This is a genomic window from Flavobacterium sp. ov086 (assembly GCF_900187965.1).
GTDB lineage: Bacteria > Bacteroidota > Bacteroidia > Flavobacteriales > Flavobacteriaceae > Flavobacterium.
In genome coordinates, this window is the sequence record NZ_FZNL01000022.1 from 12,433 (window position 1) to 30,583 (window position 18,151).

At 33.5% G+C, this 18,151-nt stretch carries 12 protein-coding genes; 4 read left to right on the forward strand and 8 right to left on the reverse strand.

Annotated elements, in window-relative coordinates; all coding sequences use genetic code 11:
- Positions 1 to 612 precede the first annotated feature (612 nt).
- From CHB81_RS20515 to CHB81_RS20550, 8 genes are all read right to left on the reverse strand, one after another.
- Positions 613 to 1,179, reverse strand: coding sequence for a transposase (locus CHB81_RS20515; RefSeq protein ID WP_089353707.1), 567 nt, complete (start codon positions 1,177 to 1,179; stop codon positions 613 to 615).
- A 29-nt stretch (positions 1,180 to 1,208) separates the two neighbouring features.
- Entirely contained in the window at positions 1,209 to 1,715 is a 507-nt protein-coding gene (locus CHB81_RS20520) for a hypothetical protein (protein ID WP_089353708.1), read from the reverse strand.
- Between the two features lie 21 nt (positions 1,716 to 1,736).
- Complete coding sequence (locus CHB81_RS20525) at positions 1,737 to 2,285, reverse strand: hypothetical protein (protein ID WP_254921201.1); 549 nt, start codon at positions 2,283 to 2,285, stop codon at positions 1,737 to 1,739.
- Positions 2,279 to 8,812: a polymorphic toxin type 23 domain-containing protein gene (locus CHB81_RS20530; protein WP_089353709.1), complete on the reverse strand. Its 6,534-nt coding sequence runs from the start codon at positions 8,810 to 8,812 to the stop codon at positions 2,279 to 2,281. Before CHB81_RS20530 ends, CHB81_RS20525 begins: the two co-directional genes overlap by 7 nt.
- Positions 8,813 to 8,818: 6 nt before the next feature.
- Positions 8,819 to 9,274, reverse strand: coding sequence for a T9SS type A sorting domain-containing protein (locus tag CHB81_RS20535; protein WP_089353710.1), 456 nt, complete (start codon positions 9,272 to 9,274; stop codon positions 8,819 to 8,821).
- A 140-nt stretch (positions 9,275 to 9,414) separates the two neighbouring features.
- Complete coding sequence (gene glmS / locus CHB81_RS20540; RefSeq protein ID WP_089353711.1) at positions 9,415 to 11,265, reverse strand: glutamine--fructose-6-phosphate transaminase (isomerizing); 1,851 nt, start codon at positions 11,263 to 11,265, stop codon at positions 9,415 to 9,417.
- A 9-nt stretch (positions 11,266 to 11,274) separates the two neighbouring features.
- Complete coding sequence (locus CHB81_RS20545) at positions 11,275 to 13,002, reverse strand: DUF4270 domain-containing protein (protein ID WP_089353712.1); 1,728 nt, start codon at positions 13,000 to 13,002, stop codon at positions 11,275 to 11,277.
- 21 nt (positions 13,003 to 13,023) lie between these two features.
- On the reverse strand, positions 13,024 to 13,830 hold the full coding sequence (locus CHB81_RS20550; RefSeq protein WP_089353713.1) for a glycogen/starch synthase: 807 nt from the start codon (positions 13,828 to 13,830) through the stop codon (positions 13,024 to 13,026).
- A gap of 78 nt (positions 13,831 to 13,908) precedes the next feature.
- Here CHB81_RS20550 and panC point away from each other — a divergent pair, with 78 nt between their 5' ends.
- The 4 genes from panC (at position 13,909) to radA (ending at position 18,103) form a co-directional block, all read left to right on the forward strand.
- The gene (panC, locus tag CHB81_RS20555; protein ID WP_089353714.1) at positions 13,909 to 14,787 is read left to right on the forward strand and encodes a pantoate--beta-alanine ligase; all 879 of its coding nucleotides are present in this window, start codon (positions 13,909 to 13,911) and stop codon (positions 14,785 to 14,787) included.
- 14 nt (positions 14,788 to 14,801) lie between these two features.
- Entirely contained in the window at positions 14,802 to 15,152 is a 351-nt protein-coding gene (gene panD, locus CHB81_RS20560) for an aspartate 1-decarboxylase (protein ID WP_017495920.1), read from the forward strand.
- A 435-nt stretch (positions 15,153 to 15,587) separates the two neighbouring features.
- On the forward strand, positions 15,588 to 16,742 hold the full coding sequence (locus CHB81_RS20565; protein ID WP_089353715.1) for an alpha/beta hydrolase: 1,155 nt from the start codon (positions 15,588 to 15,590) through the stop codon (positions 16,740 to 16,742).
- The gene (gene radA / locus CHB81_RS20570; RefSeq protein ID WP_089353716.1) at positions 16,742 to 18,103 is read left to right on the forward strand and encodes a DNA repair protein RadA; all 1,362 of its coding nucleotides are present in this window, start codon (positions 16,742 to 16,744) and stop codon (positions 18,101 to 18,103) included. Before CHB81_RS20565 ends, radA begins: the two co-directional genes overlap by 1 nt.
- Positions 18,104 to 18,151: the final 48 nt, after the last annotated feature.

The following is an 18,151-nucleotide window of genomic DNA, read 5'->3' on the forward strand; positions in this document are numbered from 1 at the left end:
GTCCGGCTTTTTACATTTAGTTCTTTCTTAAAATATTTCGTATGTATTTTTACTTTTCTAATCTATGTTTAAACCTTTTACTTATTCACTTTTCTGAATTACACAAAAAAATATGATCACACTTATAAGCATTGCAGTAGCGTTCTTTTATACTTTAGAAAAGCTTATTATTTCCACATTAAAATAAAATCAAGCAGATTTTCGACAATGATTTTAAGCCAATTTTTTTCCTTTTTCACTGCTTCATATTATTCAGTTAACATTCATTTCTATCTTCAATATTTCTATACGAAAGGGTTCGTGCAGAAACGAAAAGTAAAAAACTAATTTAGCTCATCCTTGTACATTTCAGGTTTTATTAAATAATTAATTATAAAGACTCCATTTTTATCACTGTAGTGATAATTAATAGTTACTTTATTATCTCTAAACACTTTCGATTGAGGATCACTTTTAACACTTTCTAAAATAGGTGGAAACATATTTTTTTTAACATGTAGGTTTTTACTTCTGCCTAAGTTAAGTTTATGAAAGCATAATTATATTGAATTCTTTTACCTGACATTACAGTCCCCCGCTCCCGCACGAATCCTTTCGTGTGGCACGCCCTGCTTAAACATCAAACATTATAAAAACCACAATATCATCAATAAGTCCTTTTTGACCAGAATAGTCTATAGCACTACTATAAACATAATCTTCTGCTCTGTATACCAATCCCTCCTCCACAGGGTTATTGTGAACATAATCGATCTTTTGCTGAATAACTTTATTACTCCAAAGTTCAATAGGCTTGTTATCATGCCGCCAAAATTGGTGATGCTTCACATTGGAACTTTTTTCGGCTTCTTTATTAAAAAAATCTAACAAGAATTCTTTTCTGTTTTCTTTTGGATTTTCTTGTATACTTTTAACAATTGACTGACTTGTAAACCTCTTTAAATCACCAACCAATAACTCAGGCTTTTGCCCATTGATACTCCTAAAAACTAAATGCACGTGATTTGTCATAATACACCAAGCATGAATCTCCAGTCCTTTCTTTTTTTGACAAAACTCTAAACTTTCTAAAAACAAATTCTTATACTCGTTTCTAGTAAATACATCTAACCAACCCACAACCGCAAAACTGATAAAATACAAACCTTCAGGATTATGAAATTTATAATTTCTACTCATTACTTTCTAGAATTTAGAATTCATTGTTGCTACTTGACCAATGCCACACGAAAGGATTCGTGCGGGAGCGGGGCTTTATAATTTTCTTCAAACAAAACAACATCTGCATCTATCATTCTGTAATCTGCATTTAGTCCCATCTCCAGTCCTTTATGATAAGCATATTCACTCGAAATTAACAAACTTTCATTTTTAAGTTCTTTTCCAGCAAATTGAAGCATATCATACCCTTCCTTCCAGATAAATGTTTTTTGTCCCTGAAAATTTAACGCTAAAAAATGATTGAAATCTATTACTTTTTTATAAGTAAATTGTCCTCCGTAATAGTGTAAAAAATAATCTTTGCCGTAAGCTTTCAAAAGCTTTTCGGAACTCTCATAAAATTCGATATTAAGAAATTTTATTTTTTTTCCATTATATTTTTCACTCAAAAGTCTATTTAATAAATTCCCTTCAAAAGAAAATTTATTATTTAATTTAAGCATATCTTCTGGGTAATTAAACCAAAACATTGTTCTATCAATAATTAATTTCATTTTTTTTATTTTAAGGTTTAATTACCAATCAGGTTCCCAATTTTCTAAAGATTCTTTAGTCATTCTTTTTTTTATGAAAATTTCTCCATATCTGTAATGATTTTCTAATTTAATTGTATCACCAATTACGACACCTTTTTTATTACTAATATATAAAGAGCAATCGCCTATAGTAGATATCTTTGTTCTTATGACACTATCCTCAACCCAATAATATCCCATTTTAGCACGTCTCGGATCAAAAAAGGAACGCTCCAAACTTAAAGTATCTCTTTTGAGAATAATAAAAAGCCCTAACTTTCCATTAGGATAAAACTTCATATAACTGGTATAAGGATAAGAATTATTATTCTCTTTTTCAAAATAAACATATTCGTTTGATATGTTATTAGTACTAAAATTAATTGATAATTTGTACAATGCAAGTGTGTCTATTATACCATATGTCTTAAAAGGTTTTAGTTTATTTATTTTTCTTCTTGGCAAACCAAATTCAGAAACCATCCCATTATAGCAACAACTACTAAATAAAATTATTATACTAAAATTTACAATTATCTTCTTTACCATGATGTAAATATATTAGATGATTTGTATTGGAAATAACCTTTCCAATCCCATGATTGATTTTCAAATCCCATTTGTCTCTTGTCAAAAACTGATTTACCTTTAAACCAAGGTATTCGTAAATTGTGAATTGCTTGATCTTGTATCGCATGTCGAATATGCTCACTATTCACACCTATTCTATATCCTTCGTACCCTGCTGTTAAAGTACCCATTCTATATTTTGTTCCTCTTTCTAAGGCAAAGCCATTGGGCATTCTACGCCCATAATTATCAATTTGTAAAGGATCTCTATGTGAGCCAATACTGCCTTGTTCATTATCATAATCTCTATTTCCTGTAAATAAACTAAATCCAAAATTGAATTTTCCTATAGATAAATTAAGTGCTGCTGTCCGATATTTATCTCCTCCGTCACCGCCTGGACCAATACTACCATCATTTTCATACATTGCTCTAAAATCACCAGAATGCAAACCTAAAGAGCCTGTTTGTTGTTTAAAATCTCCACTCCAAATATTACTACCTAACGAAACCCCTGTTTTACCATCATCATAAGCTGCTAGAATAGATTTTCTAATTTCTAAACCGTTTTTACCAAAACCATTATAATTGCTATTACTCATAATACCAACTCCCGCAGAAAAACTAAAATCGCCACTATTATAAGTTGCAGATATACTTGCTCCAATTCCTGAAACATTCCCAAACGCAATTGCTGGTGATATATTAAAACTCCAATCTCCAACTTTTACACCATAAGCTGGGAGAAAAGCAGCTACAAAACCTGTACCTATTGCACCTCCGACTGAACTTCCCATTAAACTTGCAGGATTAAGTCCTCCACTTATTCCTCCAATAACAGCACCGCCAAATATTGAAACTCCAAACTGTCCCCAATTCCAATTTCCTGTCATAGCTGCTTGAACTACATAACTTGTTCCTCCAATTATTGCCCCTATTAAAGCACCAACAAGTATTGGAGCCCAGACAAACTCACCACTAGGGTCTGTGTACTTTAGAGGGTTATTATAGCAATATGCATAACGATTAAAATTTTGAGTATTTGAAGGATCCTGAATGTTATTATCCGGCTGTAAAAAACGATGCAGTTTAGGGTCATAAATACGGCCGTTCATATTGATGAGTCCTACACTTTGCAAATGTTCATGACCTGTATAACCTCGATCTAAGATCGTTAAGCCTGCAAGCACATTGCCTGCTCCGTCTTTTACACTTACAATAGCTCCCCAGGCATCAAACAATCGTTTCTCAATAACTGCTCCGCTGGCATTTGTAATTGCTAAAATACTACCTTGGTAATCTCGTTGTAAATATAAATATTCTTGTGTTGTTCCGTTGCTTTTTACTACAATTGGTGCAGAGTATCCATCGCCGCCAATATAAGTTATAAACTCAAATGCCTTTGTTGTTTGATTTTCCTTTATCTCCATACTGCCATCGGCAGAATAGTATTTGCGTAACGGTCTGTCTAATTTTTCATCCTGCAGACCTCCATAAAACATGGCACTACGATCATTGCCGTCATTGTACGTAAAACTAATTTTGTCAATACCTTTTTCATCAATTAATACAGGACTTTTAAATACATTGTATGTTATGATCTGTGTTGGCTTTGCTGTATAATAGTTTAAAGCTTCAGGTGTAACTGTTATAGATTCGTTTTGATAAGGCTTGTCTTTTGCATACGCATAGGTTCCTAAATCGTTTTCTATAATTCTACCCTGATCATCATAAATTTGCTTTTCCTGCAAACCTTTCGCATTTGTAAATTCTGTCAGACGATCTTGTGTATCGTATTTAAAACTTTCATTTCGATTAAACAAACTGTTTGTTCTGCTTGTCAGATTGCCTTTTTTGACATCAAAAACAGTATTTAAAGTCAAGAGGTTTACTGATCCTGAGGTTTTGTCATATTTAAGCTGAGAAGCAAAACCATAGTTATCATAATTATTTGTTACGGTCGTTGGCCCATTTTGTGCGTTGGTAAGCTGCCCTCTTGCATTTACGGTATTGGTTTGCCACAATATAGCACCTGTATTGTTATCTGTTATTTGCCAGTGCGATCCGTTTAAATACTTATTTTTAATAGTTTTCGAACTCGATTTCCCTCCTGCTTGCGCAATAGAGGTTTCAGTAAAAACTCTTCCAAAATCATCATATTTAAATTCTTTTGTAAATGTGGCATACGGTGTAGCTTCTATCGTCGTACTTATTCTTTTTGAATCATCGTAAGTAATTGTATTGAGGGTTTTCTTTGATCCGTTTGCTACATCAGTAAACTCACTACTAATCAACAACTTGCTTAACGAATCATATTTATAGGTTGTTTGTGAATCTGTATTAATGCCTTTAATAGTTTTTTGAGTTACTTTACCAACTAGGGGATCTAATGTATATGTTGTAGTTCCGTTAGGTGTAGTTGTGCTTGTCGTTTCTCCAAACCCATTATAACTATATTTATATATTCCAGCAGACGAATCATTTAATTCTATTTTTCTGCCCCAACCATCCTGTTTAATCGTGGTTTTTACGCCTGCATAATCTGATTCTTTTAAGCTTCCATTGGCAAAATAGGTGTATTTAATTGTACCACCCGGAGTATCTGTCATAGACATAACGTTTCCTATGGCGTTTTTAACTGACTTTTTTGATTTTGTACCATCGTTTACCGTTGTCGATAATCCAGAATAAGTAATATCAGTTGTTTTTCCTGTAGCAGCAATATTTTTAATTACCCTTCCATAAATATCATACTTGGTTTCATTCCACTGCGTTCCTGCTGATCCAAAATACGGTTCACTTACTTTATAATTGCGATTCTGAATATCATACAAGTAATCAACATAAGAGAAAGTCCCCATTATGTTTTTACTTCCCTCTTTTACTTTTCGCCCTAAATCGTCAAATGTTTCCTCGCTTACACTTCCGTCATCTGCTGTTGATGTAACAATTGTTTTTTGACCACTACGTGCATAAGCATAACTATTCTTTTTGCCCAGATAATCTGTGGTGGTTGTTTTCTTGAACCACGAATCATATAGATAAGAAGTTGTTAATCCATAAGGATTGGTTTCAGATTTTAATGTACTATCCGGATTATAAACAAATGATGTAGACAACTTTTCGATATCGGTACTTTTTGTCAAAAATCGCCCTGAGGAATCATATTCATAACTTGTAACCCTTGGGGTTAGCCCAGATGCAGTTATTGTTTTCTTCGTAATGTTACCAAAGGCATCATATCCATTGTCTTCAGTAATATAATCTGTATTGGTTCCTTTTTTCTTGATTTGAGTCAATAAACTGTTTTGATAAAAATACAATTCTTCAGATGTCATTACATCACCAGAAACTGTAACACTTTGGTTTTTACTTTTAGGTCTTCCTATTATATAAGGCGAAACTGTAGACGCATTATATGCTACATCTGAAACCGTTGTTTGAATCGTAGCTCCAGATTCTTTTAAATAAGTAGTCGATTTTAAAGGATTATTATTCTGATCATAAACAACCCTGGTTTCTGAGCTTGTGTCGTCTAAACCATTAAATTGTTTAGTTGTTGTGTTTTTTATTTTAAACACTTTATTCGGCAAAAGTTCGCTTTCATAGTTTAACAATGATTTTGCTATAAAACTAGAAGGTGTATTGGGCGAATTAACATTAGCGTCTTCATTTATTTTTGCCGAAAATGTACTTCCCGGTTTTATCCAAGTGTCAGGTTTTAAGGTAATGCTTTCTGTCGCTATTAAATTATCTGTTCCTGATACGGTATAAGAACCTTCTTTTACAATTGTATTTGCGGTTTGACCAGGACCTGATCTCAAAGGTCTACCAAGGCCCAATACGGTGTAGTTTTCGGTATTTGCACCTCTTAAAGCAATATCATTCTTTGAAATAGTCGAAATTTCCTGACTGTCATCATCGTACCAATTGGTTCTTACTGTTGATCTAAAACCTAAAAACCCTAAACCTTCGGTATTAGAAACAGCTCCTGAATACAAGAATTGCTGCTTTTTATTTACATCTTTACTTTGTTTTTCAAGAAATGAAACAATTTTAAAACCGGAAGCTACTACAATATCAATATTAGGATAAGTTTCTGTTAGTTCAGTTGGCGTATATATTGGTTCGTAAGGATCTTGTTGCAGAGGTTTGTACGTTATTGTTTCCTTAACTCCATTGCCATTTGTAATTCCTTTTAATAGTACATCTTCACGATTATCTTTAGGACTATTAAAAGTGAGTATAGCATTATCATTTATTAAACTAAACTCTAAATTGTGATTTATTTGATTATGGTTGGTGAATACAGGAATTGGATTTCTTTTTATTCCCGTAACCTGAATTTCACTAGTAAGCAACTGAAAACTAACAGTATTATTTGTTACTGATTTATTTTCATACAATGATAACAAGGAATAAACAGGCTCTCCAATTGCTTTATAATCGTACTTCTGAGCTGTAGTAAGATTTTGCACATACAATATATCAGTTTTACCGTCACCGTTGTAATCATTAGCAATAAAACTTCTTTCATTTAAACAATAGGGATATCTCTTGCCTCCTTGCGCATCTACATCTTGAAAATAAGCATAATCTCCTAGCTTATATGTTAATCCAATAGCTGTATTTGTTTTATTAAATGACGTTCCTGTTGCAAGATAAAAATTCCAACTATCTTTGTTTAATTCATTTGGTATCACAAAATCAGTTTTACCATCACCATTAAAGTCCCCAAACAAAATTTGTCTATCAAGAGCAATACCTGGATCAGCAACTGTGTTCTCATATAATAAAACCAATTTGTTATCTTTATTTAAAGTATATACCTTTATAAAATTAGTTTCAAATACATAAATATCAGATTTGCCATCTCCGTCAAAATCGGCAACAAAATATTTTTTAACAGCAGTATCATTATTTATAATGCTACCTATATTCTCAGGTTCATTTGTAGTAATACGTCTGTCTAAATTAAAAAAGTAAGCCTTTCCCCCCTGATATAAAGGCCTTTGATACTCAGTTGTTTTATTTCCAAAATTGCAAACCCTCATATCATAGTAAAAACTTTTCTCTATGGCAATAACATCAGTCAATCCATCTCCATTAAAATCTCCTTTCAAATATTCTATAGGGATATTTTCCAGCACTAAACCATTGTATTCTTTAGGATCACAATAAGACCAGTTGGAAGCTTTTGTTACTGTTTTACTAAAATTATATTGTTTTTCGTAATGTTTAAAAGTGGCTGAAGTTGATCCTAAACCATACATTGAAATAGTACAATTTGTATCTGTTTTTTTTAATATTGCCCAACCTTGCGGTAACATTTTACTATCAGAACTTAAAAAAACAGCAGGGAAAATATCCTCAAAAGCTCCAACGTTTTCCAGTTTTCCAGTATTAAGTTTTCCAGAAAGTATATTAGAAAACAATCTAAAATTATCTTTTAACCCAGTAACCTTTGAATATAAAATAATATCCGTTTTCCCATCATCATTAAAATCACCAGATATATAATCCGTATTTATGTAATTTATCCCTGAAATCCCAAGTGTAGCAGGAACATTCACTTTTAAGGGGGTATCACTAACAGTAGTATCATAATTAAATGTAGTAGGATTGTAACTCTTAGAATTGTCACCATTTTTTTCTGTAATAGTAATTAAACGGTCATATCCTAACGAAGTTTCTTCTTGCTTCAAAACATAATTTCTAAACCCTATACCATTCCCAACTACATTAATTTCTTTAAGTAGTGTATTTCTAATAACACTCAAACCTCCTATATAAGCTTGTTCAACACGTTTTCTAATGCCGTATTTAAACTTAATTTCGTTAATTGGTGTTTGGGTAGTTAAACTCCCATATTTTATAGAAGCTATATCCAGCATATTATTAGCCAAAGCATAAGAGTAACTAATTCTTATACCTTGTGGATTCTCCCAATAGGTGATTGCCCAATCTGTTACAGAACGTGAGTCTGTAGAATTCCCATAATATGCTTTTGAACCGTCCGGGTATTCTACTAAAAAATAGGCAGGACCATACTTTACTCCAATTGGGTTTACACCAAAAGATGTTATCTTTATATTTGAGAAACTTTCCGTTTCATAAACAGTTTTGTCAGCCCCATAAACTCCATTTGTTCCGTTTTTCACGATCAATCTTTGTCCATCTAGTGCAAAACGGTCTAAACTATTAAAATCTACCCCATCAATTAATCCATCATGAAATTTAGTTGCCGGAATTCTGGAAATTGCTGAGACACCTGAAATATTCCAGCCGAAACCACCAATACCATTAGAGCCCTGGCTATTGTATGCTAAACTTATTTGTGGTACTACGCCATTGATTCCTGGAGGAACTGCTATAGGAATTGTATAATTAGCTCCTCCCGATAAAGAAACTGATAATTGTCCTTCTGTAACACCAACCTCTGTCGACTGCCCAAAACCTAAAAAACCAAACAATAAAAAAACCAGGGTTAAGTAAATATTCTTCATAGCCAATTATTGTTTAATGATTTTAATAGATTTTTCTCCTCCGTCTTTGTACGAAAGCAAAACAAGATATACTCCTGTCGAATAAGGCTGAAAAGGGATATTTAGACTATCAGTCCTCTCATTGACTTGATACATTTGCAGCATTTGTCCTGTTACGGAATACACCATAATCGAAGTGACATGATTATCGTTTGCCAATTGCCATTGCAAATACAATTCTTCTTTTACGGGATTTGGATAATAGGAGATCACATCTTGTGGAGAAAATTTTAATAAATCATCTTTTGTAATGGCTTCGATTTCTTTTACCTCTTTTGCAGGTTTTGCAGTTGGAGAACAGCCAGATAAACACAATTCTCTTAAAATTTGGTTTCCTGCAGCATCATAACTAAAGGTAAGTTTAGTTTGTGCACTAGCCAGCACAGGAAATAAAAGGAAGATAAAAGGCAGATATTTTTTCATAAGGCTTTATTTTAATACATTTCTTACAAATATATAATTATAAATCAAGTCTTACATAAAAATTTGTTAAATAAAAGAAAAGTGCATAAAAAAAGCGAGACCTAAGTCTCGCTTTTTAAATATCTAAGTATTTTAATATATTACTCTACAGTAACAGATTTTGCTAAGTTACGTGGCTGATCTACATTACAACCTCTCATTACTGCAATATGATAAGACAGTAATTGCAGAGGAATTGTAGTAATCAACGGAGATAAAGCATCTGAAGTTTCAGGAATTTCGATTACATAATCTGCTAATTCACGAACTTGTGTATCCCCTTTTGTAACTACAGCGATAATTTTACCGCTTCTGGATTTTATCTCCTGAATGTTACTTACAATTTTATCATAATGACCTTGTTTAGGTGCAATTACAATAACCGGCATATGCTCGTCAATAAGCGCAATAGGACCATGTTTCATCTCAGCAGCAGGATAACCTTCGGCATGAATATAAGAGATCTCTTTAAGTTTAAGAGCACCTTCTAATGCCACCGGGAAGTTATATCCACGACCTAAGTACAAACAGTTTGGAGCATCTTTAAAAGCTGCAGCAATCTCTTTTGCTCTCTCGTTTGTCTCTAATGCTTCAGCAACTTTTTCAGGAATTATCTCTAATTCTTGTAAGTAGGCATGAAAATCAGAATTTGACAATGTTCCTTTCGCTTTTCCTAAACGTAAAGCAATCATCGTTAGAACTGTAATTTGAGTTGTAAAAGCTTTAGTCGAAGCTACTCCAATTTCAGGTCCTGCGTGTGTATAAGCACCAGCATGACTTTCTCTTGAAATAGAAGAACCTACCACATTACAAACTCCAAAAACGAAAGCTCCGTTTTCTTTTGCCAATTTAATAGCCGCCATTGTATCTGCCGTTTCTCCAGATTGAGAGATCGCAATAACAACGTCGTCTTTATTGATAATTGGGTTTCTGTATCTAAACTCAGAAGCATATTCTACTTCAACAGGAATACGGGTAAACTCTTCAAAAATATACTCTGCTACCAATCCTGCGTGCCATGAAGTACCACAAGCTACGATTAGAATTCGTTTAGCATTCAGAAATTTTTCAAGATTATCCTCAACACCTGCCATTTGTACAATTCCTTCATTTGCATGAAGTCTTCCTCTGTAAGTATCTTTGATTACACTTGGCTGCTCATAGATTTCTTTAAGCATGAAGTGATCATATCCTCCTTTTTCAATTTGCTCCAAATTCATTTGAAGCTGCTGAATATAAGGATCTACTAATGAATCGTCTTTTATTTTACGAACCTTAAGAGGTTTGTGCAATCTGATATTTGCCATTTCACCATCTTCAAGATAAATAGCATTCGAAGTATATTCAATAAACGGCGAAGCATCAGAAGCGATAAAAAACTCTCCTTCTCCAACACCAATTGCCAACGGACTTCCTAATCTTGCAGCAACGATTTCGTTTGGATTCTTTTTATCAAAAACTGCAATAGCATAAGCTCCTACAACCTGATTTAAAGCAACCTGAACCGCTTTACCTAATTTTAGATTTTCGTTTTTCTGAACTTCTTCTATTAAGTTTATTAAAACTTCTGTATCTGTATCCGATTTAAAAGTATAACCTCTTTTGATCAATTCTTCTTTAAGCGGCGCATAATTCTCAATGATTCCATTGTGAATAATAACCAACTCGCCAGAATTCGAAAGATGCGGATGAGAGTTTACATCATTTGGAACTCCATGTGTAGCCCAACGTGTATGCCCAATTCCTATACTACCGTTTGTCGTAAAATTATCTTTTGCTTTAGCTTCAAGATCTGAAACCTTACCTTTTGTTTTACAAAGTTTTATTCCGTCCTGGTCATTATACAACATAACACCAGCACTATCATATCCTCTGTATTCGAGCCGTTTTAATCCTTTAATAATAATAGGATACGCCTCTCTATGACCGATATATCCAACAATTCCACACATATATATTTATTAATTTGGTTTCGTGTAGTAAATCTGAAGTTTTAATTTCTTGTCAGCATCACCCGCAGAAACATTATTACCATATAATACTGTTCCCAAAGGCCCCATAACTGAACCTCTTGGCGCTTCTGAAATAACATCATTTTTCAATCTTAGCTTATTCGAAGCAATAACATCAATTCCTTCTGTTACCGCCAGACCTAACCTAATATTTTTTACAGTCGAATCTTTTATAAGATTTCTGATATGTTTGGTAATTCGAACTTTATAACTTATTCCTCGTTTTGTAGTTGCATCAACAGTTATGATCCCTCCAAAAACGGCTCTGTTTTGTTTTGCATTTAAAGCATTAGTACTATTATCAACATAATCAGCGATAATTGTATTGTTGTCCAGATCGTATAAATAGATTCGATTTACTTGTTCATTTTTATTTACCGGAGCCATCTTAGCTGCATCAATATAAAAAACTAAATTAGCCTCGTTAACCAACCATTTTTTAACTATAACGTTATGTCTGATTTCGTCTAACTCGTCTGAAACACCATTAGGCTGATTTACTAATTTATTGTCGCTATCATATCCTATAAGATCCGTTTTATTAAAAAGATTAATAACTGCCACTGATCCCTGACCACCTTTAAGATAAAGTCTGTCATCACCGGTATCTTTATTTCTGTTAGTTAATGCAGTTGCATAATTAGAATCCTTAGCATCTTTCAATAAACTTGTTGCGGCACCAGTCAAATTGATCGTTAAGACCTTATCTTCTGTTGTTTCACCATCAGTTGTAATAGCCGTTTTTGCTTTGTACTTAATTGTAATTTTCGCCGGACCGCTAGCCTTCAAAAAATCTAACATTGCCATGTTTGACACACTACCGTCTGCTGCTTTTTCAACCTGAAAATACAACCCTTTAAAATAGGATTGAAAAACATCTTGAGACGATAGCTTTTCTGCTGGAGCATTTAAAATCTTAGCCTGAAAAAAAGCTTTATTCAAATCCAATTGCATTTGTGGAGCAGCATAAGTTGTTGTATATACTACCGGATTAGCATTAGCGTCTACTGGAGTTTGAATTACTGTTTGTGCAGCACTAAAAAAGAAATTATCATTCTGCGTTCCTTTAGTTGGAGAACTGTCTGGATCTTTAGCATCATTTAATGGAACTCCAATTTTGGCAGTACTAAAATTTACCTCATCTTTTTGAGGAGGAGTATTTGTATCCTGATCACTATAATATAATTTTCCAAATAGTGAACCAGTATTATCATAATAACTACTGTACATTTGCGCTCCGGATTCATAAACACTTAGTTTAATCTTTCCATCTTTTGGACCATAAATAGAATCCAACACATAAGTATTCCCTCCTTTTGGATCAATGGCAGTGGCGTGACTAAAATAAGGTACTGTAAGTACTACACTTTGTATAACAGGATTTTCACCAATAGTTGGCTTATATTCTGACAATCCAACCTGGCAAACAAAATTTGCAGTAGTTTCACCAAAAACAGGGTTATCATAAATCCCTAAACCATAAAATGGCAATCCGTTTGACTGCACCGGAGTTACCTCCTGGTTAAATGCCGTAACACCATATTGCTCCGGAACTAAATCAAAATGATTATCACCAATTAATCCCTCACCAATCTCGTTAAAATCTTTATCGCACGAATACAAAAGAACAACAGTTGCAACTAATAGAATTTTCTTAATAAAAGAAGTATTATACATGTTTAATAATAATGTTAATTTTTAAAGGCCCATCGTTTTATAGAAATTTGTATACGCTTCAGCGAATGCATCTTTCGAGGCGAAAGGTAAAAAAGGTTTTCCTGAAGATTCTATAAATTTTGTTAAACTTGGAGATACATTTTCAGATGCTATAATCACAGCGTCTGAATGTAAGATGCTAGCCTTTAGGATGTTTTCGTAATTTGGTGTTTCTAAATCAGCAATAGATTCGTGTGGAACGCCGTCAAATTTCACCTTGTTTATCATTTCCAGATCTAAATTTTCATCAAAAGACTGCCCATAAACAGAGGTTACAATCTTAGTTTCAGAAAATAAAGCTTCGTTTTTGTAGTAATGCTTCATGTATATTGGTAACATCGCTGCCAACCAACCGTGAACATGGATAATATCCGGAACCCAATTCAATTTTTTTACCGTCTCAACAACTCCTTTGGCAAAAAATATTGCTCTCTCGTCATTGTCGGGATATAAAACACCTTCTTCGTCAGCAAAAGTTGCTTTACGCTTAAAATATTCATCATTATCGATAAAATAAACCTGAATTCTCTCTTTGGGAATCGAAGCTACCTTAATAATCAATGGCATATCTAAGTCATTCACTACCAAATTCATTCCTGAAAGTCTAATAACTTCATGCAATTGGTGTCTTCTTTCGTTGATATTTCCATATCTTGGCATGAAAATTCTTATCTGACCTCCTTGATCGTTAATCATTTTTGGAACGTCATAAGACATTAAAGAAACCTCATTTTCAGCCAAATAAGGCACGACTTCAGATGATACATATAATATCCTCTTATCTTTCATAATAGTATTTTACTTAATTTTTGGTAATAAAAACGTTGCAAAATTACAAAAATTTATGCAGTTTATAACTAATATATTATGTTTGCACTAAATTTTAATAATACTGGCATGCATATTTTCTACGGTAAAGTAGCTTTGATAGCTTATTTAAAAACTATCAAAACCGCAAATTCAACCATCGGATTTGTACCAACAATGGGCGCTTTACACCAAGGGCATTTGGCTTTGATGCAAAGATCACTGAAAGAAAATGACGACACGGTTGTGAGCATTTTTGTTAATCCAACCCAATTCAACAATCCCGAAGATCTCGAAAAATACCCAAGAACACTTGAAGAAGACGTAAAAAAAATGCGAGGATTAAGTGACAAAATAATTTTATACGCTCCTTCTGTAGATGATATTTATGAAGGACATACAATTTCGCAATCTTTTGACTTCGACGGATTAGAAAATCAGATGGAGGGAAAATTCAGACCTGGACATTTTAATGGTGTTGGTACGATCGTAAAAAGACTATTTGAAATTGTAACGCCAACAAATGCTTATTTTGGAGAAAAAGATTTTCAGCAATTACAGATTGTCAAAAAAATGGTCGAAAAGAACCATTTACCTGTAAATGTTGTTGGTTGTCCAATTTTTAGAGAAGAAAATCAACTGGCAATGAGCTCCAGAAATGAGCGTTTAACTCCCGAAGAACGAAAAGAAGCTTCTATTATTTATAAAATTTTAACAGAAGCCAAAGAGATATTCCAGACCAATACTCCCGAAGAAACCATCAAATTCGTTGAAAATTCTTTCAAAGACAACGAAAGGTTTGACCTCGAATATTTTGTAATTGCTGACGAATCCACATTATTACCTATAGATCATAAAAGTAAAGACAAAAACTACCGTGCATTTATAGCGGTATTTGTTAATTCTATAAGGTTGATTGACACCATTTCATTAAATTAATTTACCTTTGCACCATGCAAATTCAAGTTATAAAATCAAAAATTCATCGTGTAAAAGTAACTGGCGCTGATTTAAATTATATTGGCAGTATTACTATCGACGAAACATTACTGGAAGCCTCAAACATTATTGAAGGTGAGAAAGTAGCTATTGTAAACATCAATAATGGAGAACGTTTCGAAACTTATGCCATTAAAGGAGAAAAAAATTCAGGTGAGATCACACTAAATGGTCCTGCAGCCAGAAAAGTTCAAAAAGACGATATTATCATCATTATATCCTATGCAACCCTGGAATTTGAAGAAGCTAAAACCTTCAAACCATGGATCATTTTCCCTAATGAAAACGATAATTCGCTAACCTAAATTTTTCTTTTACACTTTATCTTACTATTTATTTGTCAAAATTATTTTTGAACAAACGAGTCTTTTTTTGCCTAAAAGTAAAAACAATTTTATCCTTACACTTTGGATAAATTTTACAGCAAAGAACACAAAGTTTTTTTTTGCATCATATAGCGCTTAGTAAACACAAAGTTCGCAAAGCCAGAATCAATACAATCCCGATAGCTATCGGGATTGCGAACTTTGTGCTTTTTAAACATATTATTAAATAAAGATTTAGTGTACTTTGCGTTTAAAACAATTAGCAATACAAAATATTTTATGTTTCTCCACAGGTTTTCGCATTGATGCGAAACTTCTTTCTTTTTTAAAATTTCACATTGACAAAAAAGCAAATAAAGTATTATATTGCTACACTATTTCAATACTTTTTAATTCACTGAAATGCCCCAAATCATGAAAAAAGTTTACTTACTATTTATCTTAATTTCAATTTCTGCTTTCTCACAGAAAACATTCGACAACATTCAATCGGAGAAACTTGGAGAAGAAAGAAGAATAACCATCGGACTTCCTGCTTCTTATGAGTCTAATCCAAATAAAAAATACCCTGTTCTTTATTTATTAGATGGCGATTATTTATTCGATCCCTTTTCCGGAGCTTTAAGTTACGGAAACTATTGGGACGATTTACCCGAGATGATTATTATTGGTATTCACCAAAACAAAAACGAGGAACGTTACGACGATACTACAATTGACCAAAATGAAGGGTTACCTTTTGAAAAAGGAGCTAAGTTTTTTGAATTTATTGGAGCTGAATTAGTTCCTTACATCGAAAAAAAATACCGTACTAGCCCTTTCAGAGTTATTGCCGGTCATGATGTTACCGCAAGCTTTATCAACTTCTATTTATATAAAGAACAACCTCTTTTTAACGCTTACATTTGTTTGAGTCCTGAACTTGCCCCAAAAATGGAAGTTCGTATTCCCGAGAAATTTGCCAAAGTAACCCAACCATTCTTCTACTATCTTTCCGCTGCTGATGGCGACATTAAGAAAATAAAAGAACCAATCGAAAAATTAGACAGCAATATTAAAATCGCAAATAATCCGTTAGTAAATTATAAATACGAAGTTTTTAAAGGAACAACACATTATACAGAAGTTTTACATTCTATCCCAAGTGCGTTATATCAGATTTTTGACGTTTACAGACCTATAAATTCTGCCGAATACAACGATAAGATTGCTATCCTTGAAACTGGTTATGCCGATTATTTAGAAAATAAATACAACACGATGTCTAAAGTTCTTGGAGTTCAGATTCCGGTTAGAATGAGTGATTTTAAAGTAATCGAAAATATCATCTTAAAGAAAAATGCTTACGACGAATTAGGAAAAATGGCTGAAATTGGAAATGTAAATTATCCAAAAGCTATGTTGGGAGAATATGAGTTGGGATTAATGTATGAAAAAATGGGCGATCCTAAACGTGCTTCAAAAAAATACCAAAACGCTTCGCAAATGGAGCCTATTGGTGATTTGAATAAAGATTTGATGTACGAGAAAATCGATGAGATGAATACACTTTCAAAAAAGACTAAATAATGTCAAAAGTTAAAACTTCCTTTTTTTGCCAAAACTGCGGAACCCAATATGCCAAATGGCAAGGGCAATGTAATGCGTGCAAAGAATGGAATACTATTGCAGAAGAAATTATTCAGAAACAGGAAAAAGTAGCCTGGAAAAGCGAACCAACTCCAAGTGGTAAAGCACCTCGCCCATTAAAAATAAACGAAATCGATTCGGCATTGGAAGTTCGTATGGATACAACCGATGGCGAATTAAATCGTGTTTTGGGTGGCGGAATTGTTCCCGGATCTTTAACACTTTTGGGTGGTGAACCGGGAATTGGAAAAAGTACGCTTTTACTTCAAATATCATTAAAATTACCCTATAAAACGCTTTATGTTTCTGGGGAAGAAAGTCAGAAGCAAATAAAAATGCGTGCCGAAAGAATAACGCCAAATAGCGATAATTGCTATATTTTGACGGAAACCAAAACACAAAATATATTCAAACAAATTGAAGCGATTCAGCCTGAAATTGTAATCATTGACTCCATTCAGACTTTACACACCGATTATATTGAATCTACTGCAGGAAGTATTTCTCAAATTAGAGAAACTACTGCCGAACTTATAAAATTTGCTAAAGAAACTAATATTCCGGTTATATTAATTGGACATATTACAAAAGACGGAAACATTGCCGGACCAAAAATCCTCGAGCATATGGTCGACACAGTTTTACAATTTGAAGGCGATCGAAATCATGTTTACAGAATCTTGCGTTCGCTAAAAAACCGTTTTGGCTCAACTGCTGAACTTGGAATCTATGAAATGCTAGGAAGCGGTTTGCGCGAAGTAAGCAATCCATCTGAAATATTGATTTCGCACAAAGACGAAGAAATGTCGGGAACTGCGATTGCCACAACTATGGAAGGCATGCGTCCGTTAATGATCGAAATACAATCATTGGTAAGTACAGCCGTTTATGGAACGCCGCAACGCAGCACGACTGGTTACAACGCCAAAAGGCTAAACATGATTCTGGCTGTTTTAGAAAAAAGAGCAGGTTTCCGTTTAGGCGCAAAAGACGTTTTCCTGAATGTTACCGGCGGAATTTCCGTTGATGATCCTGCGATTGACCTTGCGGTTGTTGCAGCGATTTTATCATCAAACGAAGACATTCCGGTTACAAAAGGTTTTTGTTTTGCGGGCGAAGTTGGACTTTCAGGAGAAATCCGACCTGTAAATCGTGTAGATCAAAGAATTCAAGAAGCCGAAAAATTAGGATTCACCACTATATTTGTATCTAAGTACAATAAAATAGCCTTAAAAAACACTGGAATCAAAATTGAGCTTGTTGCTAAAATTGAAGATGTTGCCAGTATTCTTTTTGGATGATTTTTGCCACGAATTTCACTAATTTCCCTAATTATATATTGTTTGAAC